Origin of the sequence: Hymenobacter sp. B81 (assembly GCF_044628455.1) — a bacterium.
GTDB lineage: Bacteria > Bacteroidota > Bacteroidia > Cytophagales > Hymenobacteraceae > Solirubrum.
In genome coordinates this window covers 2,312,125-2,338,572 of the sequence record NZ_JBIYZW010000001.1, presented here as the reverse complement: position 1 = coordinate 2,338,572, position 26,448 = coordinate 2,312,125, and the positions used below count along the sequence as shown (strand labels likewise).

Below are 26,448 nucleotides of genomic sequence, written 5' to 3'. Positions count from 1 at the left end.
GGGCGGTGGGGCAATAACGAAGGCTGGGTGTCGGGGCCAACCCGCAGTGGCGCGGGAACTGGCCTTAAAAGGGTGCCTGCGGCGGCCGGGCCGCAAACGTAGCTGTTACATGGGTACTGCCTCCGTCGTAAAAAGTACTATCGAGGTGCGAAGGTACCGGATTGTGGATTCCTTTCCAACGCCGACGTTAATAAGGTTTTTTCGACTACGCCCGGGCATCAGATGTTATGCCTGAACTATGTATAATACTAAAAATAGGTGCGCTGGTTGCCAAGGGCTGCTCCGCAGCGTCGGGGCCTGCCAGCCCCGGGCTCCCGGGCCGGCTGGGGGCCAAGGCTTTAAACGGGTTGACCGAAAGTTGCTGGCCGCCGCCGGAGCTGCCTGAGCGGACTGTGCCTATCTTGACCGGCCCGCCACCAGCTGCTATTCCATGCCCCCTGATTTCTCCCGCGCTACCCTGCTCCGGCGCTTGGCCCGGCAGCCCGACTGGGACCTGATTGTCATTGGGGGCGGCGCCAGCGGACTGGGGGTGGCCCTCGATGCCAGCGGCCGGGGCTACCGCACCCTGCTGCTCGAGCGCCACGACTTTGCCAAGGGCACCTCCAGCCGCAGCACCAAGCTGGTGCACGGCGGTGTGCGCTACCTGGCGCAGGGGCAGCTGGGCCTGGTGCGGGAGGCCTTGCTCGAGCGCGGCCGCCTGCTGCGCAACGCCCCGCACCTGGTGCAGGCCCAGCGCTTCATTATTCCGGCCTGCCACCGCTGGGAGCGGCCCTGGTACGGCCTGGGACTGATGCTCTACGAACGGCTGGCCGGCGACCTGGGCCTGGGCCGGCCGCGCTGGCTGAGCCAGGCCGAAACCCTGCGCGAGCTGCCGGGCGTCCGCCCCGCGGGCCTGCGCGGCGGCATCAGCTACTCCGACGCGCAGTTCGACGACGCCCGCCTGGCCGTGAACCTAGCCCAGACCTGCCTGGAGCTGGGCGCGCTGGTGCTCAACCACTGCGGCGTGCGGGCGGTGCTGCACGATGCCCGGGGCCAGGTGGTGGGCGTGGAGGCCGAAGACGCCGAAACCGGCTGCCGCTACCAGCTGCGGGCTCCCGCCGTGGTCAATGCCACTGGCATCTTCGCCGACGACGTGCGCCGCCTCGACCAGCCCGCCGCCGCGCCGCTGCTGCGCCCCAGCCAGGGCGTGCACCTGGTGCTCGACGCCACGTTTCTGCCCGGGGCGGCAGCCCTCATGATTCCGCGCACCGACGACGGGCGGGTGCTGTTTGCCGTACCCTGGCAGGGCAGCGTGGTGCTGGGCACCACCGATACGCCGTTATCCGCTATCAGCGAAGAGCCCCGCGCCCTGCCGGCCGAAGTCGACTTTATTCTGCATACCGCTGCCCGCTACTTGTCCCGCCCGCCCCGGCCGGCCGATGTGCGGTGCGTGTACGCCGGGCTGCGCCCCCTCGCTGCGGGCGGCGCCGGGCAGGCTACCCGGGATTTGTCGCGCCGGCACCGCGTGGTGGTTTCGCCGGCCGGGCTGGTGTCGCTCACGGGCGGCAAGTGGACCACCTTCCGGCAGATGGGCCAGGATACCATCGACCAGCTTATCGGCCGGGGGCGGCTGCCGTCCCGGCCCAGCAGCTCGGCCCGGCAGCTGATTCACGGCGCCCTGCCCGCGGCTGCGTCGGCCCCGGGCGGGGCGTGGGCAGCACCCGGCAGCTACCTGGCCCGCTACGGCACCGATCAGGCGGCGCTGGCGGCGCTGATAAGGGCCGAGCCGGCCCTGGCCCAGCCGCTGGTGCCGGGCCTGGACTACCGGCAGGCCGAGGTGGTGTGGGCGGCGCGGGCCGAGCTGGCGCGCACGGTGGAAGATGTGCTGGCCCGGCGCGTGCGCCTGCTGTTTCACGATGCGCGGGCGGCCCTGGCGGCGGCCCCCACCGTGGCTGCCCTGCTGGGCCGCGAGCTGGGCCACGACGAAGGCTGGCAGCAGCGGCAGCTGGCCGAGTTCGGGCAGCTGGCCCGCGGCTACCTGCTGGAGACGTAGCCCCGCAGAATTTTACGGCCGGGTGCGGGCGGGCGGCGCCCCGGCGGCGTATAAAGCGGGTACGCCGCCCGCAATCCGCCCAGCTTATGCCCGCCACCCAAGCCCGTCTCTACGCCGATGTGAAGTTTCTGACCTCTCTGCAGCCGGCCCGCAACTATCGCAACCTCAGCTCCCTCAACCAGGCTGCCGACTACATCAAGGCGGCATTTGCCGGGTTGAGCTGCCGCCTCGCCGAGCAGACCTTCGAGGCCGACGGCCGTAGCTACCGCAACATCATTGCTTCCTTCGGGCCGCCCGAGGCCGAGCGCCTGATTGTAGGCGCACACTACGACGTGTTCGGCGACCAGCCCGGCGCCGACGACAACGCCTCGGCCGTGGCGGGCCTGCTCGAAACCGCCCGCGTGCTGCACGAAAAAGCGCCCCCGCTGCGCTGTCGCGTCGATCTGGTGGCCTACCCCAACGAGGAGCCGCCCTACTTTGCCGGTGAGTACATGGGCAGCGCCGTGCACGCCAAAAGCCTGCACGCGGCCGCAGTGCCGGTGCGGGCCATGATCTGCTACGAAATGATCGGCTACTTCCGCGACGAGCCCGGCTCCCAGCATTTTCCCGACGAGGAGCTGGCCGCGCGCTACCCCAACGCCGGCAACTTCATCGTGGTGGTGGGCCGCGAGGGCGAGGAGGCCCTGACCCAGCAGGTGCAGCAGCTCATGCAAAGCCACGCCAACATCGACGTGCAGCGCATTAACCTGCCGGCGTCGGTGGGGCTGGCCAGCCTCTCGGACCACCGCAGCTACTGGCGCTACGGCTACCCCGCGGTGATGATCAACGACACGTCCTTCCTGCGCAACCCGCACTACCACGAGCCCACCGATACCATCGACACCCTGGACTTTCAGCGCATGGCCGAGGTAGTGAAGGGCGCCGCCGCCGCCATCATGGCGCTGGCGGCGGAGTAGGCGCGGGCCGACAAGCTGCCTGTCCGGCGGTAGGGATGGAGGCAGCTGCATCCATCCCGGCCACCGGACGAAACAAAACGGGCCGCAGCCGCTGATGCTAGCTGGGGCGCAGCGCGAAGCCCCACACGTAGAGCAGGGTGCCCAGCAGGAACGCGCCGAATAGTAAGTTGTGGCCGCTCATGCCCAGGGCCAGCAGCAGCACCGCCAGCAGCCCGGTGGCCGCCAGGCCCAGGCCCAGCCAGCGGGAAATACGCCGCTGCCGCGGCCTGGCCTGCGCGTAGGTGCCCGCTACCGGAAACAGCAGCCCCAGCAGCACCATGCCCAGCAGCTCGAGCGGCTCCCAGGCCCAGGCCAGATTGTACACGGCCAGGACCGTGAGCCCACCCAGCAGCAGCGCCGCGAAAACGTTGGAGTGCTCAGTATCTTCCGGACTCAGAGCCAGCCTTCCGTCGCGGCTGAAGCGCAGCAGGGTGTTGAACAGGGGCTCGGCAAACCAGCTAAGACCCACGAAGGCCAGGTACAGCGGCAGCAGCGCCGGCACCAGCCGGGCCAGCACGAACATGCCGATGAACAAGCCCGTGCGCGCCCCGCTGCTCAGAGTCTGCGTCCACGTCATGAAGCGGAAAAAGCCGTTGTAGAGCCAGAAACGGGCTTTCAGCGAAGCTACCAGTCCCTCGCGGGCGTAGTCGGAAGTCGGGTTCAGGCGCAGGGCCTCGCGGAAGTGGCCGGCGGCTTCCTTGGCCCGGCCCCGCTCCAGCGCCACCCAGCCCAGGTCGGCGTGGGTACCGGTGTCGGTGGGGCCGTAGCGCAGGGCTTCGTCGAAGTCGGCGGCGGCTTCTTCGCGGCGGCCCAGGCGGGCCAGGCAGCGGGCGCGCAAGCTCAGGCAGTCGACGTGGGTCGGGTCGCTGATGAGTCCGGCCTCGGCGGCCTGCAGAGCGGCGCGCAAATGGTGTTGCTGAAAGCGCAGCTGGCCCAGCACGTGGTAGTAGTTGGCGTCTTCGGGGTCGAGGCGCAGGGCTTCTTCAATGGCGGCCTGCGCCCGGGCTGCCTCGTGCAGCTGCAGGTGCGCCAGGCTTTGCACGTAGAATGCGAAATCGTACTCGGGCTCCAGCGCGGCGGCGGCCTGGGCGGCAGTCAACGCCTCGGCCGGGCGCTGCTGCTGCAGCAGGCTCAGGGCCAGCAGGCCGTGCACGTAGGCGTCGTGGGGCTCGTCGCTCAGCAGGCGGCGAGCCTCCTGCTCGGCCAGGTCGGGGCGCTTTTGTTGGAGCAGCAGCGAAACGCGCTCGGGAGAAGAAGTGGGCATGTGGGGCGTAGTCAGGAAAACGAGCGGCTGAAAAAGTAAAGGCGGCTCGATGAGTGAGGAAAGTTACGGCCTGGCTCGAGCCGCAACCCAAGCAGCGGCAAACACCGCCAGCAGCAGCCCCGCCGCCAGGGGGTACGCCCAGCTGTGGTCGAGCAACATGCCCACTAGGCTTACCCCCAGCAAGGCAATCAGCAGCAGGGCCAGCATTAGCTCGCGGCGGGTGCCAAGGAGGCACTGGTTGAGGCTAAAGCGGGGCTGCTTGCTCAGCAGCCGCCGAACCTGCGGGTCGAGGCGCCAGCGCAGGTAAAGGCCGAGGTAGGCCAGCAGCAGCGGCACGCACAGGTAGGCAAGGACAATGCTGAGCACGACCACCAGCAGCAGCGCGCCCAGGTGGCCCTCGGTGCCGCGCAGGTAAAGCGCGTCCATACGCTGCTTGCCGGCATCAAACCAGCGCTGCAAGGCAAAGCGGCGTTTCAGGGCGGTGGCTAAACCTGGTTTGGCGGCCTGCAAGCCAGGCTCCAGGCGCAGGGCTTCGGTGAGGTGCTGCCGGGCGGCGGAGTAATCGTGGTGGCGCAGGGCAGTTTGACCGGCCGCCAGCTGGGCGCGGGCGTCCGTGGGACTCAGGCGCAGCCAGTGGCGCAGGGCTTGGTCGGCGGCCGGATAGTCGGCCAAACTTACCAGCACGGCGTAGCGGTAGCGCCAGGCTTCGGGGTTGGCCGGGGCCAGCGCCAGGGCCTGGTTCAGGGCGTCGAGGGCCTCCGTTGGGCGCTGCTGCGCGTGGCAGCTATAGCCCAGCGCTACCCAATAGCCGGCGGCCCGGGGGCTTAGCCGGATGGCTTCCCGGAAACTGCTTTCGGCCGCCGTGGCCTGGCCGCCGTCGGCCTGGATCAGCCCCTGCAGGAAAAAGCCATAACCGTGTTGCGGGTCCAGCTGGATGGCCGTGCGCACGGCCTGACCGGCGGCCGGCAGCTTGCCCTGGTGGTACAGCGCCCGGCCCAGCAGGCGGTGCAGCTGGGCCGATTGCGGATGCTGGATCAGCAGCCGCGTCACGACCTCTTCCGCCAAATCCAGGCGCCGCACGTCGAACAACATCTCCAGGCGGTGCAGCTCGCCGCCGCTGATTACCCCGCTCACCCTACCCGCTGCTTAAGGTGTTTCAGCTGCCCGTGGGCATACATGGTGCGCAGCAGGGCCAGCGCGGCGGCCAGGCGCAGCAACAGCATGGCGTGGTCGGGCTGCCCCGTTTGTTGCTGATGCTCCGCCAGCCCCAGCATACCCACCAGCGCGGCCAGCCAACCGGCGGTACCGGGCCAGCGCGCGTGCAGGCGCAGGTGCAAGCTATAGCCAACTGCCAGGCCGGCCAGCAGCGCCAGGATAGCGCAGCCGGTAAAGGCCAGGGCATGGCCCGCCGCCGGCCGCAGCAGCCGCTCCCCGGCCAGCACGATAAACGATACCACCCAGCCCAGCCAGCCCCACCACGGCATCAGCGTCAGGTCAATCTTCGGGGCAGCCTGGGGCGGGCCTTTGTCCGGTAGCCGTTTCAGGTATTGCTGGGCCAGATTCAGGTTCGGGTCGAAGCGCAGGGCCTCGTGGAAATGGTTGCGGGCCGCTGCGAAGTTTTCGCGGTAGTACAGCAAAATGCCCCGGTTGGTGTGGGCGACGGGGTCGGTGGGCGCCAGTTGCAGCAGGGTTGCGAAGGCCTGGTCGGCCGCCGCAGAGCGGTGCAGGGCTTCGCAGCTCATGGCGCGCCACAGCAGGCAGTCGGCGTGGTGCGGATTGATGGCCAGGCCCGCATCGGCAGCTGCCAGCGCCTGACGCAGGCGCTTCTGGTGGTAAAAACTCACGCTGCGGCGGCCGTGGTAATCGGGTTCGTAGGGATTGAGCCGCAGCGCGGTTGCCAGCGGCCCTTCGGCGGCGCTGTGCCGGCCCTGGTACTGCAGGGCCAGCGCCAGCAGGTAGTGGGCCGCGGGCTCTTCCGGGTCGGTGTGCACTGCTTCGGCCGCAACCTCGGCAGCCCGCACCAGCTGGTTTTGCGCGAGCAGGGCCTGGGCGAGCGTGAGCTGCGCCGTGACGTTCCGTGCATCGAGGGTCAGTTGCCGGGCCGCCAGCTGCGCCGCGTCGGCGGGCCGGCGCAGACGCAACAGCAGCTGGGCGCGTTCCTGCCAGATGGGGCTTGCCTCGCTCATGCGCGTGGTGGGCTTAGGGCTTTTTGATGCCCAGGTAAGCGAGAATGTCGTCGTAGGTGCCACCCTCGTTGGAGTACAGGGCGTAGTTTTTGGCGGTGGCAAACCACTCCTTGGTGCTGGGGCGCACCTGCTTGGCGGCGGCCAGCAGGTCGCTTTGCTGCACGGGCAGGGGGCGGCCGGCGCGCATCGACTCGCGCAGGCGGGTTTCCACGGCGGTATCCACCACGGCTTTCAGGTCGGCGCCCGAGAAGCCGGCGGTCTGCGCGGCCACGGCCGGCAAGCTCAGCTTGTCGTCCACGGGCTTGCCCTGCAGCTGTACCTGCAGGATGGCGGTGCGGGCCGGCTCGTCGGGCGGCGTCACCAGCACAATGCGGTCGAAGCGGCCGGGGCGGCGGAAGGCCGGGTCGAGGTGCCAGGGGGCGTTGGTGGCGGCCAGCACCAGCACGCCGTCGTTGGAGCTGCGGGCGCCGTCGAGCTCTTCCAGAAACTGGTTGATGAGGGTGCGGCCCGCGCTCTGGCGCAAATCGTGGCGGTTGGCGGCCAGGGCGTCTACTTCGTCGAAAAACAGCACGCAGGGGGCCTGCAGGCGCGCCAGCTCAAACAGCTCGTGCAGCTTCTTCTCGCTCTGACCCAGGTACATGTCGAGAATGTCGCTGATGCCCACGTGAATGAACGAGGCCTGCACCTCACCGGCAGTGGCCCGGGCCAGGTGGGTTTTGCCGCAGCCGGGCGGCCCGTAGAGCAGCAGCCCGCCGCCCGCGGCCTTGCCGTAGGCCTTGTAGAGGTCGGCGTACTGCAGGGGGTGAATGATCTTGAGGCGGATTTCCTCCTTCACGGCTTCCATGCCGCCCACCTCGGCAAAGGTGATTTTGGGCTTTTCGAGGCCGGCAAACAAGGCCCGCTCGTCGAGGCCGGCGGGGCTGACGGCCGAGCCCAGGGGCAGCGGCTCGCCCCCGCCGGCGGGCACGGCGGCCGGGCGCAAGCCCAGCTGCTCGTCCAGCCCGGCATCGTGCAGGGAAGCATCGAGGGCCTGGGCGTGGCGGTAGGCCTCGCGGGCTTCCTGGGAGCTGCCGCCGGCGCGAGCCAGCAGGCGGGCGTGCAGCAGGTGGGCCGCGGCCAGCTCGGGCTGGTGGCTCAGCAGCTCTTCCACCACCACCAGCGCCGCCGACGGCTTGCCCAGGGCGGCGTAGGTTTCGGCCAGGCCCAGTTGCAGCTCGGCATCATCGGGGGCCTGGCGCAGGCCGGTGCGGTAGTGGGTTTCGGCTTCGGCGAGTCGGCCGGCCAGGCGCAGCTGAGCGGCCACGTGGCGGCGTAGCACCAGGTTTTCGGGCGAAAAAGCCAGGGCGTCGAGCAAAGGCTGCAGGTCGGGCTGGAAAGAAGCGGCTGACATCTCAGGCAGTTGGGTTGAAGCTGCAAGGTACGCCCGGCGGCTAGGTCAGCGAAATTCCGGGCGCAGGATGGGCAAGACCACTACAGGGCTATTGATTTGTAGATGCACGTAAGCAGAGGGTTGTTTTATTAGGGGGTAATGCTCTTGAATTGCGGGTATTTTATGAAATGGGATATAAAAACAAGGGGCCTTGCGTTGATAATGTGGCGAATGAATATAGATTGCCTGTAAAATTTAAGGGCATGTTGCAATGAGTGTATTTTCTTTCCCTCGGCTTTCGGTTTCCCGGCTGGTACTGGGCGCACTACTACTGGGCACGCTGGTGGCGGCCGTTTACCCGGCCACCCACCCGGCGGCCGCGCCGGGCAGCCTTAATCCTGCCGACGTGGCCTGGATGCTCACCGCTACCGCTTTCGTGTTGATCATGACGCCGGGCCTGTCGTTTTTCTACGGCGGCATGGTGCGGCCCAAAAACGTCATTTCCACCATGCTGCAGAGCTTCGTGGCCCTGGGCGTCATCACCCTGGTGTTTTACTTCGTGGGCTTCTCGCTGGCCTACGGCGACTCCTGGCACGGGCTCATCGGCAACCCCTTCACCTACGCCCTGCTGCGCAATGTGGGTACGGCCCCGCACCCGCTGCTTTCGCCGGGCATTCCGTTTATTCTCTACTTCGCCTTTCAGCTCAAATTCGCCATCATCACCCCGGCGCTGATTACCGGCTCGTTTGCCGAGCGGGTGCGCTTCAAGGGCTACCTGGCCTTCATGGTGCTGTTTTGCCTGTTCATCTACTGCCCGCTGGCGCACTGGACCTGGCACCCCGAGGGCTTCCTGCGCCGCTGGGGCGTGCTCGACTTCGCCGGCGGCACGGTGGTGCACATCTCGGCGGGCATTGCGGCCCTGGCTGGGGCCCTGGTGCTGGGCCGCCGCTCGGCCCACGTGCGCGCCACTTCGTTCTCTACGCCCAACGTGCCCTACGTGCTGCTGGGCACCGGGCTGCTGTGGTTTGGCTGGTTTGGCTTCAACGCGGGCTCGGCCCTGGGCGCCAACGAGCTGGCGGCAACGGCCTTCGTCAACACCAACCTGGCCTCGGCCGCGGCCCTCATTGCCTGGCTGCTGGTGGAAGTGGCCCGCGGCGGCAAACCCACGGCCGTAGGCGCCTGTATTGGGGCCGTGGTGGGGCTGGTGGCCATTACGCCGGCCGCTGGCTACGTGAGCTACGGCCAGAGCCTGCTATTTGGGGTGCTGGCCGCGCTCATCAGCCACGCCGCCGTGCACTGGCAGAACTCGCGCACCACCATCGACGATACCCTCGACGTGTTTCCCTGTCACGGGCTGGGCGGCATTGTGGGCATGCTGCTCACCGGCGTGTTTGCCGACAAGGTGGGTCTGATTCACGGCGACGCCACCGTGTTCGGCTACCACGTGCTGGGGCTGCTGATTGTGGTGGCCTACTCGTTTGGCGGGGCCTGGTTGCTGCTCAAGCTCACCGACCGGTTTTTTGCCCTGCGCGTGAAGCCCGCCGACGAAGACCTCGGCCTTGACCTGAGCCAGCACGAGGAATCGACCTACCACGTCGACGAAGAGTTTGAGCGCAGCTACCGCCCCGAGGCGCTGGCCGCCCGCAGCTGAGACTGGCTGGTTATTGGTTGCTGGTTATTCGTTTTTCGTTGTTAGTCGTGCGTTTTCCCGCAACCCGGTTCAGGCAGGCCAGTACACGCTACCAACTACCAACTACCAACTACCAACTACCAACTACCAACTACCAACTACCAACTACTCCCTAACCAGGGGGCGGGTGACGCGGTTGCCGTCGATGTCGAGCACCAGCAGGTAGCGGCCGGGGCGGCGCAGGCCCAGCTCGGCCGCCGAGAACCGGTACTCGTGGGTGCCGGCCCGCTGGGCGCTGCGGCGCAGCGGGGTTTTCAGCTTGCGGCCCGCGTCGTCGAGCACCGTAATTTCCACCGGCAGCGCCCGGCTCAGGGTGTAGCTCAAATTCAGCTCGGCAGCCACGGGGTTGGGGTAGGTTTCCAGGCGGTACTCATAGGCTGCGGCCGTGGTGCGGGTGCCGGTAACGGTGCGGTTCACGTCCCAGGTTACTGCGTAGGTGTGCTGGGTGAGGTGGCTGGCACTGCGGGTGAGGGCCGTGGTGTCGGTGATTTCGGCCTGAATGCGGGTGAGGCCCAGCGGCAGGCTACCCAGGGCCACCGTCAGCTGCGCCACGTTGCGGGCCACCACGGTGCTGCCGCGCTTCCACACCACGCGCAGCGGGCTGGGCGCCGCCGGGTGCAGCAGGTTCAGCGTGAGGTTCACATCCTGGCTGGGGCCATTGACGACGGGCGGGGACGGCGTGAAGCTTTGCAGGGGCAAGGCCAGGGTATGAATGCGCTCCACGAAGGTTTCGCGGCACACGCTGCAGAAGGGCACACCCAACTGCTGCATCTTGCAGCCCTGGTGGGGCTTTTTCCAGCTCGCGTCGCCGGTGTGCGGGTAAATGCCCACGCCGTTGGTGTTCATCCACGCGGCCCACTTCACCAGCAGCGGGTTGGTCTGCTGGGTCATGTTGGGCCGCTCGCGGGCATACTGCGGACCGGCCCAGTACTCATCGGCGAGGCCGGCAAACGAGTGGCCGACTTCGTGGATGCCGATTTCCTTGGCGCTGGGGTGGGTAGACGACGTGGCCAGCGTGCCGCCCGAGCCGCCGTACTCGGGCGTGTTCACCACCACAAAGGCCTGGTCGTACTGCGGCAGGTTGCGGGCCAGCACGCTCATCACCGTGGCCATGCGGGTGGGCACCACCAGGCGGTGAATGCCGCCCTGGTCGAAGGCGCTGCCGAAGTAGTTGTTGACGCTGCCCGTGGGCAGGGTGCTGGCGCCGCAGTCGGAGGCGGTACGCGGGTGGCTGGCGCCCGACTGCACCGAGGGCACGCGCACGGCAAACACGTTGAAGTAGGGCCGGTACTCGCGGAAGGGCGTCTGGTTGAACAGCTCGGCCACAATCTGGTCGACGTCGGTGCGGAACTGGTTTAGCTCGCTGGCTTGGTACCCGTCGCTGAGAAACACCAGGTTGATGCGCTGGTTCAGCGGGCCGGTTTTCACCAGCGTATCGACGGGAAACGATTGGGCCCGGCCGCCGAAAGCCAGCAGCAGCGCCCCCAGTAGTGCGAAGAAGTGTTTCATGGTCGGGACGATAAGGGAAAGTCGGCCGGGGCGCCCGGCTGGCGGTCAATCGTTTCGGTAAGGCGCACGGTGGCAGCGCCAGCCTGCAGGGGCAGGCGCACGAAGAACTCGGCCTCGGGCAGCGTCACGGCCTGGCGCCGCAGCTCCCCGCCCGCCGCGCCCAACTCGGCGTCGCGGCGCAGGGGATGGTCGATGCTGGTGGTGTGCAGCACCTGCCCGCGGGCATCGAGCTGGGCCACGCTCAGGTAGGTGTCGGCCGAAGCCGGGGGCGGGGTGTCGGCCTTCAGGCTGCCCGCCACTACGGTGGTTTCCAGCAGCTCGAAGCGAACCGCCGCTCCCGGCGCGGCCGCCGCGCGGAAAGCCATGAATACCAGGCGGGGCTGGGTGGCGGGGGCCGCGGCCGGACTAGTGGTGGCGGGCGGCGCCAGGTACCGGTAGGCCGCCGGCCGCTGGCAGGCCAGCGTCAGCAGCGCAAGGCCCAGCAGGGCAGGGGACAGAGCCGGTACGGAGCTAGGCATAGGAAGCGAATAGGCGCTAAGCAAAAATAGCAGCCAGCGCCAGGAATATAGCCGAATAATGCAAAGTATCTGAGGCCCGCTGCTCCGGAGGCGTTGCGGCGGCGCCCGAGTGGTCAAGGCGGCCGCAACAGTCGCGAAAATGCGCCGCGGGTGTTCAGCACTGGCTGACTCTTATCCGAGGTGCGCGACGTGGGTGGTGAGGGCGGCGCGCAGCTCGTCGTCGGAGAGGGAGGGCACGGCTACTTTCTTGAAGGGGGCGGTGTGGCCGGAGAGCAGCGTGAGGCTGGAGCGGGGTACGGCCAGCACCTCGGCCAGGAAGCGCAGCAGGCAGTCGTTGGCCTTGCCGTCCTGGGCCGGGGCGTGCAGGCGCACCACCACTGCGCCATCGGCGGCCAGCTGCAGCTCGTTGCGGCGGGCGTTGGGCTTGGCGCGCAGGTGCAGAACGGCCATTGCGGAAGGGGTGAGGAGGTGAAGTTCAGGCGGCGCGCAAAAGTGCCCAAAAAGCGCCACCCGCGGCGGCGGGCATACGCTATTTCACCCTTTCACCGCTACGCGGGCGAGTTGTAGGCGTCGTAGATGTTCCAGAGCCACACGGCCAGCGGGGCAATGACCGTCCACCACAGCAGGAAGCCCACCACGCCGCTGACCACCCAGATAAACACCGCCTTCAGAATCTGGCCCTTGATGAGCTGGCCCAGGCCGGGAATGATGGCCGACAGCAGGGCCGGTACGCCGTAAGTAGGTTTCATGGTGAGGGGGTGAAATGATGAGGAGGTGAGTTGGTGCCTGAGGCGAAGTAAGTTACTGGAAAGGCAGGTGGGATGTTGGGCGCAGTCCTGGCGGGAAGACTATCAGCTGTGCAAACGAAAACTCACCATCTCACCGCTTCAGCACCCGCTGGCCGTAGGGGCACACGTCGAGCATCACGCAGCGGCCGCAGGCGGGGGAGTGAAAGTAGCAGCACTTCTGGCCGTGGAACATCAGCGCCTCGTGGTGGTCGTACACCTGCTGGGCATCCCAGTCGGGCGGCAGCAGGGCTTCGAGCAGGGCGTGGGCGGCCTCGGTACCCACTTTGGGGCCAATCAGGCCCAGGCGCTGGGCCACGCGGTGGTGGTGGCTGTCGACGGGCATGGCCGGGCGGCGCAGGGTGCTGAAGAGCAGCGTGGCGGCGCTGGTTTTGGGCCCCACGCCGGGCAGACTTTCCAGCCAGGCGCGCGCCTCGGGCACCGGCTGCTCGCCCAGAAACTGGAGGTCGAGCTGGCCGTCCAGGCGCGTGGTCAGCTCACGCAGAATGGCCTGCAGGCGCGGGGCTTTCTGCTCGGGCCAGGTGCAGGGGCTGATGGCGGCTTCGACCTCGGCCACGGGCGCGTCGCGCACCTGCTCCCAGCGGGGAAAGCGGGCCGTGAGCTGCTGATAGGCCCGGTGCGAATCGGCGTTGCGGGTGCGGTGCGAGAGTACGGCGCTGATCAGCTCACTGAGCGGGTCCTTGACGCTGAAAAAGCGGAACGGCGCGCCGTATAGCTTGCCCAGCCGCTCGTGGGCCAGCAAAGCCAGCTCCCGCAGCTCGGGCAACGCAGGAGTAGAAGAAGGGCGCGAATCGGCGGCGGAAGTAGCCATAGTGCGTTGCCAACGCAGGCCGCGCAGCTTGGGTTGTGCCCCAAGCGCAACCGCCCCGCCCGGCCGGGAGGCCAGGCGGGGCGGCAAGCCGGTTTGCCCCGGGTTCGGGCTTACTGGCGGTTGTAGAGCGTTACGGCCTGGCGCAGCTTGCGGTGCTGCGAGCCGCTCAGGATGGAGGGCACCAGCAGCACCGGCACCGAGAGGAACATCAGCGGCGAGATGCGCTGGTTGGCCCCGCTGAAGGTGCTCAGCAGGCCGGCCGCCATCAGTCCACCCCCGGCCACGTAGCCGGCGGTGCTGATGCGGCGCAGGCGGGCCACGTCGCGCAGGGTTTCGGCGCTGCCGGGGTTGTCGGAAAGCGCCACGCTCAGGTTGCGGAAGCTCATCTCCTCGATGGGGCCGCCGTCCTTGCTGAAGTACTCGGTGCGCACGGTGCGGTAGCCGCCGTAGGGGTAGCCGCCCCAGGGCCCGCCGAAGCCGCCGTAGCGCCCGTAGCCGTAGGGGCCGCCAAAGCCGCCGGGCTGGTACTGCTGGGTGGTGATGGAGTAGGTGCTGATGCGGCCGGTCTTGTCGCGGCGCAGGGTGGCTTCGCGGCGTGAGCCGGGCAGCATGGTGCGCACGTAGTGGCCGGTTTCATCCTCGAAGAACTTTACCTGGTCGAGGTCGAAGCGCTGCTGGCCGTTGACCAGCAGGTAGGAGCGGCCGAACACGGGCTGGCGCACTTCCACGTCGTCGGCGGCGTACACCTGGCCCGACTTCAAACCCAGACGAAAGCGGGCGGGCGGGGCCACGGGCAGCACCTGGGCAGCGGGTGCCACCGTCGAGTCGGGGGCCGGGGCCACGGGAGGCGTATTCAGTTGGCGGGGCGCATCCTGCGCCCGCACCGCCGAGAGCGGCGCACTCAGCAGGGCCGAGGCCAAAAGCAGGGAACGAACGTTCATGAACGAATGGAATGAGCAGTGGACTGGATAAGGCGAAGAAACGCGCCGGGCCGCCGGAGTTGCACGCCCCCGCGCCGCGGCGGGCAAGTACGCACAAAAAACCGGCCAGCGGCCTTCCGCCCGGGTAACGATGCCGGGCGGGCCGCTTGTTCCGGGCGGGCTGATTTGGCTTCGGGCAGCTGCTATATAGCGGGGCCGGGCGAATGATGGGCACAAAAAAGCCGGCCGGAAGACGAGCTTCCGGCCGGCATACGCTCCCGTGGGCGGGAGACTTACTTGAGCAGCGTCTCCAGCAAGCTCATGCTGTCGATCAGGTCGCGGGTATTCTCGAAGTCCAGGGGCTTCACGATGTAGCCCTGTACGCCCATTTCCTGCATGCTGAGGCGGTCCACATCCATTTCGGAGGTAGTCGTCACGAACACCGGAATATGGCGCAGTTCCTCGTGGTTTCGCAGCTCGGTCAGGAACTCGTGGCCGTTCATCTTGGGCATGTTCAGGTCGAGCAGAATCACTTCGGGCAGGGGCCGGATGGGCTCCACGCCGTTGGTGCCCAGCAGCAAATCGAGGGCTTCGAGGCCGTTGAAGGCCGTGTGGAGCTTGTGGGGGACGCTAAATTTCTCGAAGGACTTCTGCACGGTCATCGTGTCGAAGAAGTCGTCTTCCAGCAGCAAAACAGAACGCATAGCTCGCAACTTAGATAATCGGGAAAATGGGGCCGACAAAAGTACGAAGAACCGCTCCCGAAACCGCGCCTTTCGGCATTATCCTACCGTTACCGAGGCGGGGGCCGTAGCTGGCTGCTTGGGCCAGGTAAACACAAACGCCGCCCCCTGGCCCACTGCCGATTCCACCCGGATGCTGCCGCGCTGCTCGTCGATGATTTTGCGCACGATGCTCAGGCCGATGCCGGTGCTTTCGGCCGTGTGCCGGTCGCGCAGGGTTTGAAACATCAGGAAGATTTTGTCGTGGTACTCGGGCGCAATGCCGGGGCCATCGTCCTGCACCCGGAACTCGTACTCCTTCTTCAGCTCCTGGCAGCCGATGTGGATGTGGCCGCCGCCGCGGTGGTGGTATTTCACGGCGTTGCTGAGCAGGTTGGTAAACACCTGCTGCAAGCTCAGGCGGTCGGTGAGCAGGGTGGGCAGGTGGTCGGCGGTGTGCACCGTAAACTGGGGCGGCACCACCAGGTCTACCACCTCGTGCACCAGCTGGGCCACGCTGACTTCTTCAATCTTGTGCTGGCTGCGACCCACGCGGGCGTAGGCCAGCAGGCCGTTGATGAGGTCTTCGAGGCGGGCGAGGCGGCCCTTCATCAGCCCCAGATACTCGCGCATCTTGGGCGAGAGTTCGTGGCCCAGCTCGTCCTCAATCCACCGGACCACGGTGCTCACCCCGCGCATGGGCGCCTTCAAATCGTGCGAGGCCACGTAGGCAAACTGGTCCAGCTCGCGGTTGCGCTTTTCCAGGGCGCCGAAGGTGTCGTCCAGGGTCTGGGTCATGCGGTTCAGGGAGTTGGCCAGGTTGCCCAGGTTGTCTTTCTCCTTGTCGCGAATCTTCACCTTGTAGTCGCCGCGCACGATCTGCTCGGCCAGGTGCTCGATGATGCCGATGCGCTGGGCCACGGCTTCGTTGGTCAGCTCCAGCTCGGCGCGCAGCTTTTCGTTGGCGCTGATTTCGGCGCCGGCCTTGCCAAACAGCCACAGGGTAATGACCACCGCCAGCACCGCCGAAAGCAGAATGATGGCCGGGGTAAGGCTTTCGTACACGTCCTTGGCGGCGTTGCGCTCGGCCAGCAGCTCCAGCTCGCGGGCCCAGGTGCGGGCCAGAATCCGCTCGATGGAGCGCATGGTGCGGCGGTCGGTGTCGAGGGCCGTCTGAATGGCGGAGGCGCTCAGGCCGGCGTTAGGCCGCGAAAGCGACCCGAGCAGGCGCAGCTCCGAGTTGATGGCCGCGTCGAGCGTGTCGAGGCGACGCTGCTGCATGGGGTTGTCGCGCGAGAGGCGGTCTACTTCGTGGAAGTGGGGGCGCACCTGCGCCACGGCTTCGTGGTAGCTATTGAGATACACCGTGTCGGCCGTGATGAGGTAGCCGCGCAGGCCGGTGCGGGCGTCTTTCAGGCGCAGCTCCATGTCCTTGAGCTCCTGCATCACCTCGTAGGAGTGCTCGACCCAGCGCGTGCGGTTCGACAGTTGTCGGATGCTGACGAAGGCGGCAATGGCCGTGAGCAGCAGCACGCCGGCCGCAATGCCGAAGCCGACGTAGAGTTTGGTTTTGGTTTGCAGACGCATAAAGAAAACGGCGCCGCGGCCCCCAACGGGCGGGCAACAGACGGGCAAGATACGCAGGCCCGCGCGGCCGGGCGCGGGGCGCGGGCGTATCTTCGCGCCCGCCTTGCCCGCCACTACCATGCCCGACGCCATCAGCAGCCCCCAGAATCCCCGCATCAAAAACCTGCTCCGCCTGCAGCAGAAAGCCGCCGAGCGCCGCCAGCAGGGCCTCACCATCGTGGAGGGGTTGCGCGAGCTGATGGTGGCCCGCAGTGCCGGCGTGGAAGTGCCCACCGTGTTTGTCTGCCCCGAGCTGCTGCCCGCCGCCGAGCAGCGCCAGCTGCGCCAGGTACTGGCCGCCGACGTGGAGTGGCTGGAGGTGTCGAAGACTGTGTTCGAGCGCGTGGCCTACCGCGAGGGTTCCGACGGGGTGCTGGCCCTGGCCCGCCCGCCCCAGCGGCGGCTGAGTGAGCTGGTGCTGCCGGCCAACCCGCTGCTGCTGGTGCTCGAAGCCGTGGAAAAGCCCGGCAACCTGGGGGCCGTGCTGCGCACCGCCGACGCGGCCCAGGCCGACGCCGTGATTGTGTGCGACCCGCGTACCGACCTCTACAACCCCAACGCCATTCGCGCCAGCATCGGCTGCGTGTTTACGGTGCCGGTGCTGGCTACCTCGCGGCCCGAGCTGCTGGCCTGGTGCCGCGAGCGGGGCATTCGCACCTACGCCGCCGCCCTCACGCCCGCGGCCCGGCCCTACACCGAGTGCGACTTCCGCGGCGCCACGGCGCTGGTGATGGGCACCGAAGCCGACGGCCTCACCCCCGAGCTGCGCTCGGCCTGCGACGAAACCATCATCATTCCCATGCGCGGCGCCATCGACTCGCTTAACGTGAGCACGGCCACCGCAGTACTGGCTTTTGAGGCCGTGCGCCAGCGCGAAATAGCCGGCGCCTAGCCCGGCTTCGCGGGCCGGGTTCAGGGCTGAATTAAAAGCCGCGACCCGGCGACCTGCCGGCCGGGTCGCGGCAAGGGTGAAAGCCAGAGCTAGAAGACCAGGTTTTCTGGGGCTGGCACCACCGTGGTGATGGTGTAACCGCTCGCGCCGGCAGCGGCGCTGGCTGGGGCCGAGCCAAAAGGCCCGCCACCGCCGGCGCCACCGTTGCCGCCAGAGGCCCCGCCGCCGAGGCCGCTTTGATTGGAAGTGGAGGCGCCGTTCGACACCAGTGCGTCGGTTCCGGCCGCGCCGCCAAGTGCCTGGACAGTTCCGGTTATGGCTGGCGTGGAGGATGCGATGAGGTGAATGATTCCGCCCCCGCCCCCACCGCCTGCCCCGGCGCCAGCAGTGCCGCCGTTGCCGTTGAGGCCGTTGGCACCTTGGCCGCCATTGGCCCGCAGCGCACCCGCCACCGTGAGCGTACCCTTGGCCGCCACCACGATGAGGCCGCCCGCCCCGCCCCCGCCCCCGGCTATGTCGGTACTGCCCGTGGGATTGGTGCCGCTGTTACCGTTGGCGCTGATGCCAGCGCCCGCCATGATATTCACATTGCCCTGCGACACAATCACTATCGAGCCGCCGCCCTCGCCCCCCGAGGTGACCGTGGACAGCCGGTCGCCCGAGCCGCCGGCCGCCGGCACGGCCCGCGTGAGGCTAGCCGCGGCGAGTGGAGCGATGCCAACGCCCCCCGCGAGGGTGCCGGGGGCGGCCAAGGAAATGCCCGGGTGCGGTGGCCCATTGCCGTTGTCTCGGGCCCCTGGAGCCACCGTAATGGTGCCCGTAATCGTGACGTTGCCCGTAGCGCGGATGGTGGTGCCGCTCGGGACGATGAGGTTGCCGGCAATGCTGAGGGTAGTGAACTGCAAATGATGCCTGCCCGCCAGGCTATTGAAACCGGCCGTGGTGGTAAGGTCCAGGGTATTGCCAAAGGCAAGGGACAAAGCACCACCCGAGCCGTCGCCGAAGCTGTCCAGGCTACCCGAGGGCCCCTGTGGCCCTGCTGAGCCCTGCGGACCGGGCGGGCCGGAAGGGCCAGCCGAACCAGCGGGACCTTGTGCACCTAGCTGCGTCCAGGCGGCGCCATTGTAGAGGTAGTAGCCGGCGAGGCCGTCCGTCTGATACACCAGCAGACCCGCACTCTGACTGCTCACCGGAATCAGGCCGCGTTGGGCCTGTGACATGCGGGGTGGCAGAAAGCCGCGGCTCGAGGAATGCAGGTCGAGAACCGCCGTTTCGTGGGGAGTGGTAGTGCCGATGCCCACGCTTTGGGCCTGCGCCTGGAAGCCGGCGCTGCTGAGTAAGGCTAGGACAAAAAGATTGCGTAAGCTTTGTTTCATGCAGAAGGTAATGGATGGAACTTCGGGAAGGTAACATTAGCAAATGATAATACTATCAGGTGCTGGAAGCTTCCAATCCAACTCTGGTGATGAACCAAACCGGCGCAGCTGCCCGGGCTCGTGTAACTATCAGTCCCGTGGCCATGCGCCAGTGAGGACAAACGCTGAGCCGGCTCAGGCCTAAACAAAACCGGCGCTCCGCTTGCTGCGGGGCGCCGGCTTGCAGTGGCTGAACGCGGCTAGCGCATAATTTCCAGCCAGCCCCGGTTGCGGTTGCCGCAGTTGGGCAGGCGCGCCTCGTAGTAGTAGGTACCTGCTGGCAGCTCGCCGCCGCGCCAGTCGTTGGCGTAGCGGGCGGCGTGAAATACCTCGCGGCCCCAGCGGTTAAACACCCGCAGCTCGGCGCCGCGCAGCTGGTTGGGCAGGGTAAACGCGCGGTTGGCCTGGTTGTCGCCCACGGGCAGAATAATGTTCGGCACCAGCCCCGGCCGGACGGTGGTTACCGTGAAGTTCACCGCGGGCGGGCAGCCGGGCGTAATCAGCTCCACGCGGTAGCGGCCCGGCTCCTGCACCCGAATCGTGCGCGTCTGCTCCCCGGTCGACCACAGGTAGCGGTCGGCCGCGGCACCGGCATCGAGCACCACCGAGCCGCCGCACTGCAGCGAGTCGAGGCGCTGCACCTCTGGCAGGGCCCGGGCTTGGTGCACGGCAAAGCGAATTTCCTGGGCGCAGCCCCCGACCTGGGGTACCAGCACTGAGTAGGTGCCGGCCGCCCGCACCACGATGGTGCGGCTGGTGGCCCCGGTGCTCCAGGCGTAGGTGCCGCCGGGCAGGCCCAGCGGGCCGGCGTCGAGCTGGCGCTCCTGCAGGCAGTCGAGGGAGTCGCGGCGGTTTTCGGTGGCCGCCGGCCCGTTCACTTCCACCACAATCGAAGTGGTGTCGCGGCCTTGCCCGCCGCTGCAGGTCACCAGGCTCTGGGCTTCCAGGCGCACGCGGTAGCGGCCGGGCTGCAGAAACAGGTGCTGGGGCGTGGCGTCGGTTGAGGCGGGGCTGCCGTCGCCGAAGTTCCAGCTGTAGCCCGAGGCGCCGGTGCTGTTGTTGGCGAACTGCACGCGGTAGGGGGCGCAGCCCGGCCCTACCGCGGGCACGGCTGCCCGCAAGGGGGTGCTGGCCACGGTGGCCAGCGAGAATTTAAACGAGGCGCCGTCGTTGCTCATGGAGCGCTTGCCGGGAGAGAGTGCGCCGGGCGTGGTGGGGAAGTTGGGCGAGGTGGTGCACTCCACGTGGTACAGGTCGCCCTGGCGGGTTATCTGGTTGGACGCCGCGTAGTGCAGGTGGGTGCCGGAGAACTGCGGGCCGCCGAAGTAGCTGCCGTACAAGAGCGTGCGGGCATCGGGCGAGAGCACGCCCAGGTACAGCGTGCGGGGGCCACCGGGCAGCGCATCGGCCGTGAGCGGGCAACTCGGCAGGTTGGTGTAGGCACTGAACAGAATGCGCCCGCACTCGTCCAGCCCGAAGCCGGTAACCTGAAACGAGCTCAAGCCAAAGCCGCCCTGGCTGAGAGCCAGCTGGGTCGAAAAAGTGGTGCTGCCGAGCGTGGGCGCGAGCGAATGCACGAACAGGCGCTCCGAGTTGGGCGCGGCGGGTGGGCTGAACGCGCCGGGACTGACGGGGTAGTCGGCGGTAGTGGCGCCGGCCACCAGCACCATGCCGTTGGCGTCGATGTCGAGGAAGCGGGCCGCGTCGATGGCCGTGGTGCCCAGGTAGGTGCCGTTGAGGCGGCTGCTGCCGTCGGCGCTCAGGCGCAGCACGAAGCCGTCGAGGTTGCCCTGCAGGGCCGGCATCAGCCCGCCGGGGCCCACGGGGAAGTTGAAGCTGTTGGTTTGCCCGCACACGTAGATGCTGCCATCGGCGGCGCGGCGCAGGTCGTGCACCTGGTCGGTGGCACTGCCGCCCAGGTAGGTCGACCAGCGCAGGGTCGTTAAGTTGGCATCCAGGCAGGTCACGAAACCATCGGGCGTGGGGCCGCCGGGCTTGACGTTCTGAAAGCCGTTGAGGGTGGGGAAGTTGCTGGAGGAAGTGACTCCCCCCACAATTACGTCGCCATTAGGCGCCAGCAGCACAGTGGACGGTATGCTCGACAGGCTGCCGCCCTCGTTCTGGTCGCCGCCCAGGTAAGTGGAGGCCAGCAGGCTGCGGCCATCGGCGCTGAGCCGGGAAATGGCGTAGTTCTGCTGCAGGCCGGGCGTGCGGTCGAAGCCGCCGGTGGGCGGGAGCGGGTAGTTAACCGAGGACGTCAGGGCCAGCAGCACCAGCTCGCCGGCCGGGGTAACGGCCGCGTCGAGCGGGTACTCCGAGCCGCTGCCGCCCAGGTAGGTGGCGTAGAGCAGCCCGGTGCCCGCGGCGTTGAGCTTGGAGATGCCCATGTTGGAAAAGCCGTTGGGTGAGGTCTGAAACGCGCCGACGGTAGTGGGGTAGGGCGGGGTGATGACGTAGCCGGCGGTGTACATCTGCCCCTGGCCATCGGCCAGGGCCACGTTGGCCGAGAGGCCGCCGGTGGTGCCCGAGTAGGTGCTGAAGATCAGGGCCGGGTCGATGGTGAGCGGCAGCTTGGGGTCGAGGCGGCCCAGCTCAAAGCTCAGCTCGGTGCCGCGCAGCCGGAAGCGGCAGGCCACCGGGCGGCGGCGCCCGTCGGCGGCGGTTTGCCAGGCCACCGGGGCTTCTTCGGCCAGCGTGCCCACCGAAGTGCGCATGCGCAGCTCCCCGTCCACGATTTTTAGTTCTTCCAGGCCCTCGTAGCTCAGCCGGATAACGGCCGGGTCCACGCCCGGGGCCAGCTCGTAGTCGTACTTCAGGCGGCCCTGCTGGGTGTGCCAGCGCAGGTCGACGCCGGGGTAGAGCTGCCGGTAGCGTAGCCCGCCGAACAGGGGGACGCCCGTGGCCCACTGCTTGGGGTCGTTGCCCAGCAGGTAGTTGTGGTAGGCGGCGCGGCGGTCTTCGCCGGCCAGCTCGGCGTTGGGGCGGGCGCCCAGCAGGCGCACCCGGAAGGCGTGGCCGCGCACGGGTTTGGCCAGGTCGTGGTGGTCGTCGGGGCCGGATTCGAGCAGGCTGTAGGTGAAGCCGTTCTGCTCGGCGAACAGCCGGCCGCCGGGCACGTCGGCGGCAAAGCGCACCGGGCGGGGCCACTGGCCCTGGTTGGGCACAAACTCGAAGGGCAGGCTCCCGGCCTGCCCGCTGAGGCAGGCCCAGCAGGCGGCCAGCAGCAGGATAATTCTTTTCACGAAGGAGAAGCTAAATGCGGGAAGGATCGGGCCTGCGCCGGCTGCTCCGCAGGCCCCGCGGCCCGGGGCGCGCGGGGCAGAATTCGGCGCTGATGCGAAGAAACCTTTCGCCGGCTTATGGTTGCACTCGTTTTCTGTTTTTTAGCCAAAAAAATGTCGGAATGCTGCCGACTTAGCGGCAGCCAGCCAACCGCGGCCGCGCAAGCCGCCCGCTTTTTCCTTTTCTTTAGTGTTATGATCCAGCACCGCACTTTCCGCATTCACGGCCGTGTCCAGGGCGTGTTTTTCCGCCAGTCGGCCCGGCGGCGGGCCCACGAGCTGGGCCTGCACGGCTACGCCCGCAACAACGACGACGGCAGCGTAACCATCGAAGCCGAGGGCCCGGCCGAGGCGCTGCAGGCCCTGGAAACCTGGTGCCACCACGGCCCGCCCGCCGCCCGGGTCGACCGCGTGTCGGTGCAGGCGGGCGAGGTGCAGGGCTACGCCAGCTTTGACGTGCAGCACTAGCCCCGCGCGCCCGAATCAGCTTTTCGACCCTGGGCTGAGTAACTGACCATGTCCGCACCCGTTTTTCTCCTTCGCAAGTCTGCCTGGTGGTGGCCCCGGCTGCTGCTGGCCGCCCTGGTGGTGGTGCAGGTGCTGGGGGCCTGCGGCTCGTTTAAGTTTACCACCGAGGACGCCCGGCAGGCGCCGATAGTGCTGCGGCACACGGTCGACAAAAGAAGCTTCCTGCATTTCTTTCTGCGCAGCTACGATACCCTGCGCACCGATATCGTGTACCAGGGCCGGGAGCTGCGCGCGGCGTGCCCGGGCGGAACTACCCGCGCCAGCTGGTCGCGGCTGCGGCGGGCGCCCGGCCCGGAGCCCCGCTGGCTGGCTCAGAGCAACTGCGGCGGACAGCGGGCGGTGTACTTGATTGGGCTGCGGGCCGGCCAGCCCGAGCTGCAGTTGCTGGGGACGGTGCGCTACGGCTCCTACATGCCCGATCTGGTGCCGCTGGCCGAGGAACGCTTCGCCTACTACGCTGCTTCCGACAGCACGGGCACGCTCATCGACTGGCAAACGGGCCGCCCCGAGGCCGTGCGGCTGCCGGCCCTGCGGCGCTTCCGGGCGGGGCAACCGCAGCGCCCGGCCTACACGCTCGCGCCCGACCACCGCACCCTGGCCCGCCTGCACAGCCCCGATACCGCCACCACTGTGCTAGTAGTCGGCGGGGTACGCACCCGCCGGCCCGGTCCGGCCCCCGCCCTGGTCATCGACTATTACGAACTGGAAAAGCACCGCGCCCACCGCCTGCTGTTGCCGGGCCGCTACCTGCCGCCCGCCGCCCTGCTCGGGGCCGTGCACTGGGAGCACGACCCCGCGGCCGGCTGGCGCCTGCAGGCGCGGCCCTAGGGCGCAACAAAAAAGGCGCGACCGAAGCCGCGCCTTTTTGCCTGCTGACAACTGGAAGCTGTCAACGAATAACTCGGATACCTAGTCGGCTTTCTTGGCCGAGCGCAGCCGCTCGTTTTCGTCGAGCAGGATCTTGCGCATGCGGATCGACTTGGGCGTCACCTCCAGGTACTCATCCTTCTGGATGTATTCCATGGCGTCTTCCAGCGAAAACTGGCGCTTGGGCACGATTTTCACGTTTTCGTCCGAGCCCGAGGCGCGCATGTTCGTGAGCTTCTTGCCTTTCTGGATGTTGATGGTCAGATCGTTCGGGCGGGTATGCTCGCCGATAACCTGGCCGGCGTACACTTCCTCGCCCGGATCAACGAAGAATTCGCCGCGGTCCTGCATCTTGTCGATGGTGTAGGCGGTGCCGGCCCCGGTGTCCATCGAGATAAGCGAACCGCTGATGCGGCCGGGAATCTGGCCTTTGTAGGGCTCGTAGCTCTGGAAGCGGTGGTTCATGATGGCCTCACCGGCGGTGGCGGTCAGCACGTTGTTGCGCAGGCCAATAAGGCCGCGCGACGGAATGTTGAACTCCAGGTGCTGCAGGTCGCCCTTGGGCTCCATGATGGTCAGCTCGCCCTTGCGCATGGTCACCAGCTCGATAACCTTGCCGGCGGTTTCCTCGGGCACGTCTACTACCAGGTGCTCGATGGGCTCCAGACGGTTGCCGTTTTCGTCCTCCTTGTAGAGCACCTGCGGCTGGCCTACCTGCAGCTCGTAGCCCTCGCGGCGCATCGTTTCGATGAGTACCGACAAGTGCAGAATGCCGCGGCCGTACACCAGGAAGGAGTCTTCGCGGTCGGTTTCCTTCACGCGCAGGGCCAGGTTTTTCTCGGTTTCCTTGTAGAGACGGTCGCGCAGGTGACGCGAGGTGACAAACTTGCCTTCCTTGCCGAAAAACGGCGAGTTGTTGATGGTGAAGAGCATGTTCATCGTCGGCTCGTCGATGCTGATGCGGGTCAGCGCCTCCGGGTTCTCGAAGTCGGCCAGGGTGTCGCCGATGTCGAAGCCTTCGATGCCGGTTACGGCGCAGATTTCCCCGGCCGAAACCGACGGAACCTTGGCTTTGCCCAGGCCTTCGAACACCTGCAGCTCCTTAATCTTTACCTTCTTGATGGTGCCGTCGGCCTTCATCAGGCTCATGTTCGAGCCTTCGGTGAGCGTGCCACGCTGCACCCGACCGATGGCAATGCGGCCCACGAACGACGAGTAGTCGAGCGAGGTAACCTGCATCTGCGGGGTGCCTTCGTGGAACGGGGCGGGCGGAATGGAGGCAATAACGGCGTCGAGCAGCGGGGTGATGTCCTCGGTTTTCTGCTTCCAGTCGGTGCTCATCCAGCCCTGCTTGCTAGAGCCGTACAGCGTCACGAAGTCCAGCTGGTCTTCGGAGGCGCCGAGGTTGAACATCAGGTCGAACACCTGCTCGTGCACCTCGTCGGGGCGGCAGTTTTCCTTGTCGACTTTGTTGACTACCACGATGGGCTTCAACCCCAGGTCGATGGCTTTGCCCAGCACGAAACGGGTCTGGGGCATGGCGCCTTCGAAGGCATCGACGAGCAGCAGCACGCCGTCGGCCATCTTCAGTACGCGCTCCACCTCGCCGCCGAAGTCGGCGTGACCCGGGGTGTCGATGATGTTGATTTTAACGTCTTTGTAGCGGACCGAAACGTTTTTCGATACGATGGTAATGCCACGCTCACGCTCCAGGTCGTTGTTGTCCAGGATCAGGTCGTCGAAGTGCTGGTGCTCCGAGAAGAGCTTCGACGCGTGGATGATCTTGTCCACGAGCGTGGTCTTGCCGTGGTCAACGTGGGCAATGATGGCGATGTTACGGATGTTCTGCATGAGAGCTGTTTTGCGGGTGCAAAGGTAGGGAATTATGCCCGCAAATGCTTGTTACCCTTAATGTTTGAAAGCAAACCACGCTGGCTGTTAGCCTCGTAGGTAGCCCGAACAAACTCCGGCGCGCTTGAGTTCTGCTCTCGCCGCATCCTTTAAGTCGCCGCCTTTTCCGTGCTAATTCCCCGCCCCATGCGTGTTTTCCTGCTTTTGCTCAGCCTGTTTGCCCTGCCGGCCCTGCCCGCCTGCTCGCAGCAGGAGTCCCAGACTGTTCCGGCCCCCGCGGGAGCCCGCGCCTACCCCGCGGCCGCGCCGCGCAGCAACCGCGCCGACGAGTTTCCCGTGCGCAAAACCGAGGCGCAGTGGAAGGCCCAGCTCAGGCCCGAGCAATTCGCCATCCTGCGCCAGCAGGGCACCGAACGGCCCTTCGCCAACAAGTACAACGACAACCACGCCGCCGGCAGCTACTACTGCGCCGCCGACCGCAACCTGCTGTTCCGCAGCTCGGCCAAGTTTGAGTCGGGCACCGGCTGGCCCAGCTTCTGGGCGCCGGCCACTGCCACCAGCGTGAAAGTGCAGCAGGACGGCAGCCACGGCATGAGCCGCGACGAAATCGTGTGCGCCCAGTGCGGCGGCCACCTCGGCCACGTGTTCGACGACGGCCCTAAGCCCACCGGCCTGCGCTACTGCATGAACTCGGGGGCGATGGTGTTCGTGCCGGGCAAGTAGCGCCGGGTAACTACCGGCTATCGGGCCACCGCAGCCGGCCGGGCGGGGCTAACCCATGGAGAAGCCAACATCCGCGCCGCGCATCCGTTGAGCCAGGTAGGGCGCGGAAGTTCGCGCTGCCCACCATGCCATGTCTTCTTTGCAAGTAGTCTTTCGCACCGCCACCCTGCTCGCGCTGGGCCTGGGCGCCTGTACCGCCTCCGACCAGTCGGCCGAGGTCGACCGCGCGCCCACCGAAATCCGCACCGATGCCGACCGGCAGGCGGCCTACAACAACGGCGTGGGCACGGGCGCCCGGCCCGATGCCACGCCCAACCGCGTGCCGGCGGTGCGCGAGCAGGCCGCCGCCGCGGGCGGCCGCCAGCGCATCGAATCAGTTAATACCAACGACCCCAACACGACCACGCCCGAGGAGCGGGTGCGCCGCATTCAGGGCAACCCCA

At 67.4% G+C, this 26,448-nt stretch carries 23 protein-coding genes; 8 read left to right on the top strand and 15 right to left on the bottom strand.

The genetic code is table 11. The features are described from left to right. Positions 1-430: 430 nt before the first annotated feature. Together ACE191_RS10305 and ACE191_RS10300 are read left to right on the top strand one after the other, a co-directional pair. On the top strand, positions 431-2,032 hold the full coding sequence (locus ACE191_RS10305; protein ID WP_400192119.1) for an FAD-dependent oxidoreductase: 1,602 nt from the start codon (positions 431-433) through the stop codon (positions 2,030-2,032). 86 nt (positions 2,033-2,118) lie between these two features. Beyond that, positions 2,119-2,988 (top strand): M28 family peptidase, encoded by an 870-nt coding sequence (locus ACE191_RS10300; RefSeq protein ID WP_400192118.1) that lies wholly within the window; start codon positions 2,119-2,121, stop codon positions 2,986-2,988. Positions 2,989-3,085: 97 nt separating this feature from the next. Here the strand turns inward: ACE191_RS10300 and ACE191_RS10295 are convergent, their stop codons facing one another. The 4 genes from ACE191_RS10295 to ACE191_RS10280 form a co-directional block, all read right to left on the bottom strand. Further along, the gene (locus ACE191_RS10295; protein WP_400192117.1) at positions 3,086-4,291 is read right to left on the bottom strand and encodes a tetratricopeptide repeat protein; all 1,206 of its coding nucleotides are present in this window, start codon (positions 4,289-4,291) and stop codon (positions 3,086-3,088) included. A 63-nt stretch (positions 4,292-4,354) separates the two neighbouring features. Further along, complete coding sequence (locus ACE191_RS10290) at positions 4,355-5,425, bottom strand: tetratricopeptide repeat protein (protein ID WP_400192116.1); 1,071 nt, start codon at positions 5,423-5,425, stop codon at positions 4,355-4,357. Beyond that, positions 5,422-6,477 (bottom strand): tetratricopeptide repeat protein, encoded by a 1,056-nt coding sequence (locus ACE191_RS10285; protein WP_400192115.1) that lies wholly within the window; start codon positions 6,475-6,477, stop codon positions 5,422-5,424. Before ACE191_RS10285 ends, ACE191_RS10290 begins: the two co-directional genes overlap by 4 nt. A gap of 13 nt (positions 6,478-6,490) precedes the next feature. After that, a complete protein-coding gene (locus tag ACE191_RS10280) occupies positions 6,491-7,867 on the bottom strand; it encodes an AAA family ATPase (protein ID WP_400192114.1) in 1,377 nt (458 codons plus the stop codon). Positions 7,868-8,117: 250 nt separating this feature from the next. Here ACE191_RS10280 and ACE191_RS10275 point away from each other — a divergent pair, with 250 nt between their 5' ends. Continuing rightward, complete coding sequence (locus ACE191_RS10275) at positions 8,118-9,497, top strand: ammonium transporter (RefSeq protein WP_400192113.1); 1,380 nt, start codon at positions 8,118-8,120, stop codon at positions 9,495-9,497. A 144-nt stretch (positions 9,498-9,641) separates the two neighbouring features. On the opposite strand, the gene ACE191_RS10270 is transcribed toward ACE191_RS10275, so the two are convergent. From ACE191_RS10270 to ACE191_RS10235, 8 genes are all read right to left on the bottom strand, one after another. Next, entirely contained in the window at positions 9,642-11,045 is a 1,404-nt protein-coding gene (locus tag ACE191_RS10270; protein WP_400192112.1) for a M64 family metallopeptidase, read from the bottom strand. Next, positions 11,042-11,563, bottom strand: a complete 522-nt coding sequence (locus ACE191_RS10265) for a hypothetical protein (RefSeq protein WP_400192111.1) — start codon at positions 11,561-11,563, stop codon at positions 11,042-11,044. The genes ACE191_RS10270 and ACE191_RS10265 overlap by 4 nt, the downstream gene beginning before the upstream one ends. Positions 11,564-11,734: 171 nt before the next feature. Then, positions 11,735-12,013, bottom strand: coding sequence for a DUF167 domain-containing protein (locus ACE191_RS10260; protein WP_400192110.1), 279 nt, complete (start codon positions 12,011-12,013; stop codon positions 11,735-11,737). A gap of 98 nt (positions 12,014-12,111) precedes the next feature. Then, positions 12,112-12,312 carry a hypothetical protein gene (locus ACE191_RS10255; protein ID WP_400192109.1) on the bottom strand — a complete coding sequence of 67 codons (201 nt, stop codon included), beginning with the start codon at positions 12,310-12,312 and terminating at the stop codon, positions 12,112-12,114. Between the two features lie 130 nt (positions 12,313-12,442). Next, positions 12,443-13,180 (bottom strand): endonuclease III domain-containing protein, encoded by a 738-nt coding sequence (gene nth, locus ACE191_RS10250; protein WP_400192108.1) that lies wholly within the window; start codon positions 13,178-13,180, stop codon positions 12,443-12,445. A gap of 110 nt (positions 13,181-13,290) precedes the next feature. Further along, positions 13,291-14,121, bottom strand: coding sequence for a hypothetical protein (locus ACE191_RS10245; RefSeq protein WP_400192107.1), 831 nt, complete (start codon positions 14,119-14,121; stop codon positions 13,291-13,293). 272 nt (positions 14,122-14,393) lie between these two features. Then, a complete protein-coding gene (locus ACE191_RS10240; protein ID WP_400192106.1) occupies positions 14,394-14,804 on the bottom strand; it encodes a response regulator in 411 nt (136 codons plus the stop codon). 78 nt (positions 14,805-14,882) lie between these two features. Continuing rightward, a complete protein-coding gene (locus tag ACE191_RS10235) occupies positions 14,883-16,409 on the bottom strand; it encodes an ATP-binding protein (RefSeq protein WP_400192105.1) in 1,527 nt (508 codons plus the stop codon). A gap of 103 nt (positions 16,410-16,512) precedes the next feature. Here ACE191_RS10235 and ACE191_RS10230 point away from each other — a divergent pair, with 103 nt between their 5' ends. Beyond that, a complete protein-coding gene (locus ACE191_RS10230) occupies positions 16,513-17,340 on the top strand; it encodes a TrmH family RNA methyltransferase (RefSeq protein WP_400192104.1) in 828 nt (275 codons plus the stop codon). Positions 17,341-17,429: 89 nt separating this feature from the next. Here ACE191_RS10230 and ACE191_RS10225 read toward each other — a convergent pair whose 3' ends face one another. Both ACE191_RS10225 and ACE191_RS10220 read right to left on the bottom strand, forming a co-directional pair. Further along, a complete protein-coding gene (locus ACE191_RS10225) occupies positions 17,430-18,716 on the bottom strand; it encodes a hypothetical protein (protein ID WP_400192103.1) in 1,287 nt (428 codons plus the stop codon). Between the two features lie 239 nt (positions 18,717-18,955). Continuing rightward, positions 18,956-21,997 (bottom strand): gliding motility-associated C-terminal domain-containing protein, encoded by a 3,042-nt coding sequence (locus ACE191_RS10220; RefSeq protein WP_400192102.1) that lies wholly within the window; start codon positions 21,995-21,997, stop codon positions 18,956-18,958. A gap of 234 nt (positions 21,998-22,231) precedes the next feature. On the opposite strand from ACE191_RS10220, the gene ACE191_RS10215 reads away from it, so the two are divergent. Further along, on the top strand, positions 22,232-22,504 hold the full coding sequence (locus ACE191_RS10215; RefSeq protein WP_400192101.1) for an acylphosphatase: 273 nt from the start codon (positions 22,232-22,234) through the stop codon (positions 22,502-22,504). Between the two features lie 48 nt (positions 22,505-22,552). After that, positions 22,553-23,392, top strand: coding sequence for a hypothetical protein (locus ACE191_RS10210; protein ID WP_400192100.1), 840 nt, complete (start codon positions 22,553-22,555; stop codon positions 23,390-23,392). A gap of 81 nt (positions 23,393-23,473) precedes the next feature. Here ACE191_RS10210 and typA read toward each other — a convergent pair whose 3' ends face one another. Then, positions 23,474-25,282: a translational GTPase TypA gene (gene typA / locus ACE191_RS10205; protein WP_400192099.1), complete on the bottom strand. Its 1,809-nt coding sequence runs from the start codon at positions 25,280-25,282 to the stop codon at positions 23,474-23,476. Positions 25,283-25,468: 186 nt separating this feature from the next. Here typA and msrB point away from each other — a divergent pair, with 186 nt between their 5' ends. Next, on the top strand, positions 25,469-26,005 hold the full coding sequence (msrB, locus tag ACE191_RS10200; RefSeq protein WP_400192098.1) for a peptide-methionine (R)-S-oxide reductase MsrB: 537 nt from the start codon (positions 25,469-25,471) through the stop codon (positions 26,003-26,005). A 130-nt stretch (positions 26,006-26,135) separates the two neighbouring features. Next, positions 26,136-26,448 (top strand): hypothetical protein (locus ACE191_RS10195; RefSeq protein WP_400192097.1); only part of this gene is annotated, 313 nt, incomplete at its 3' end.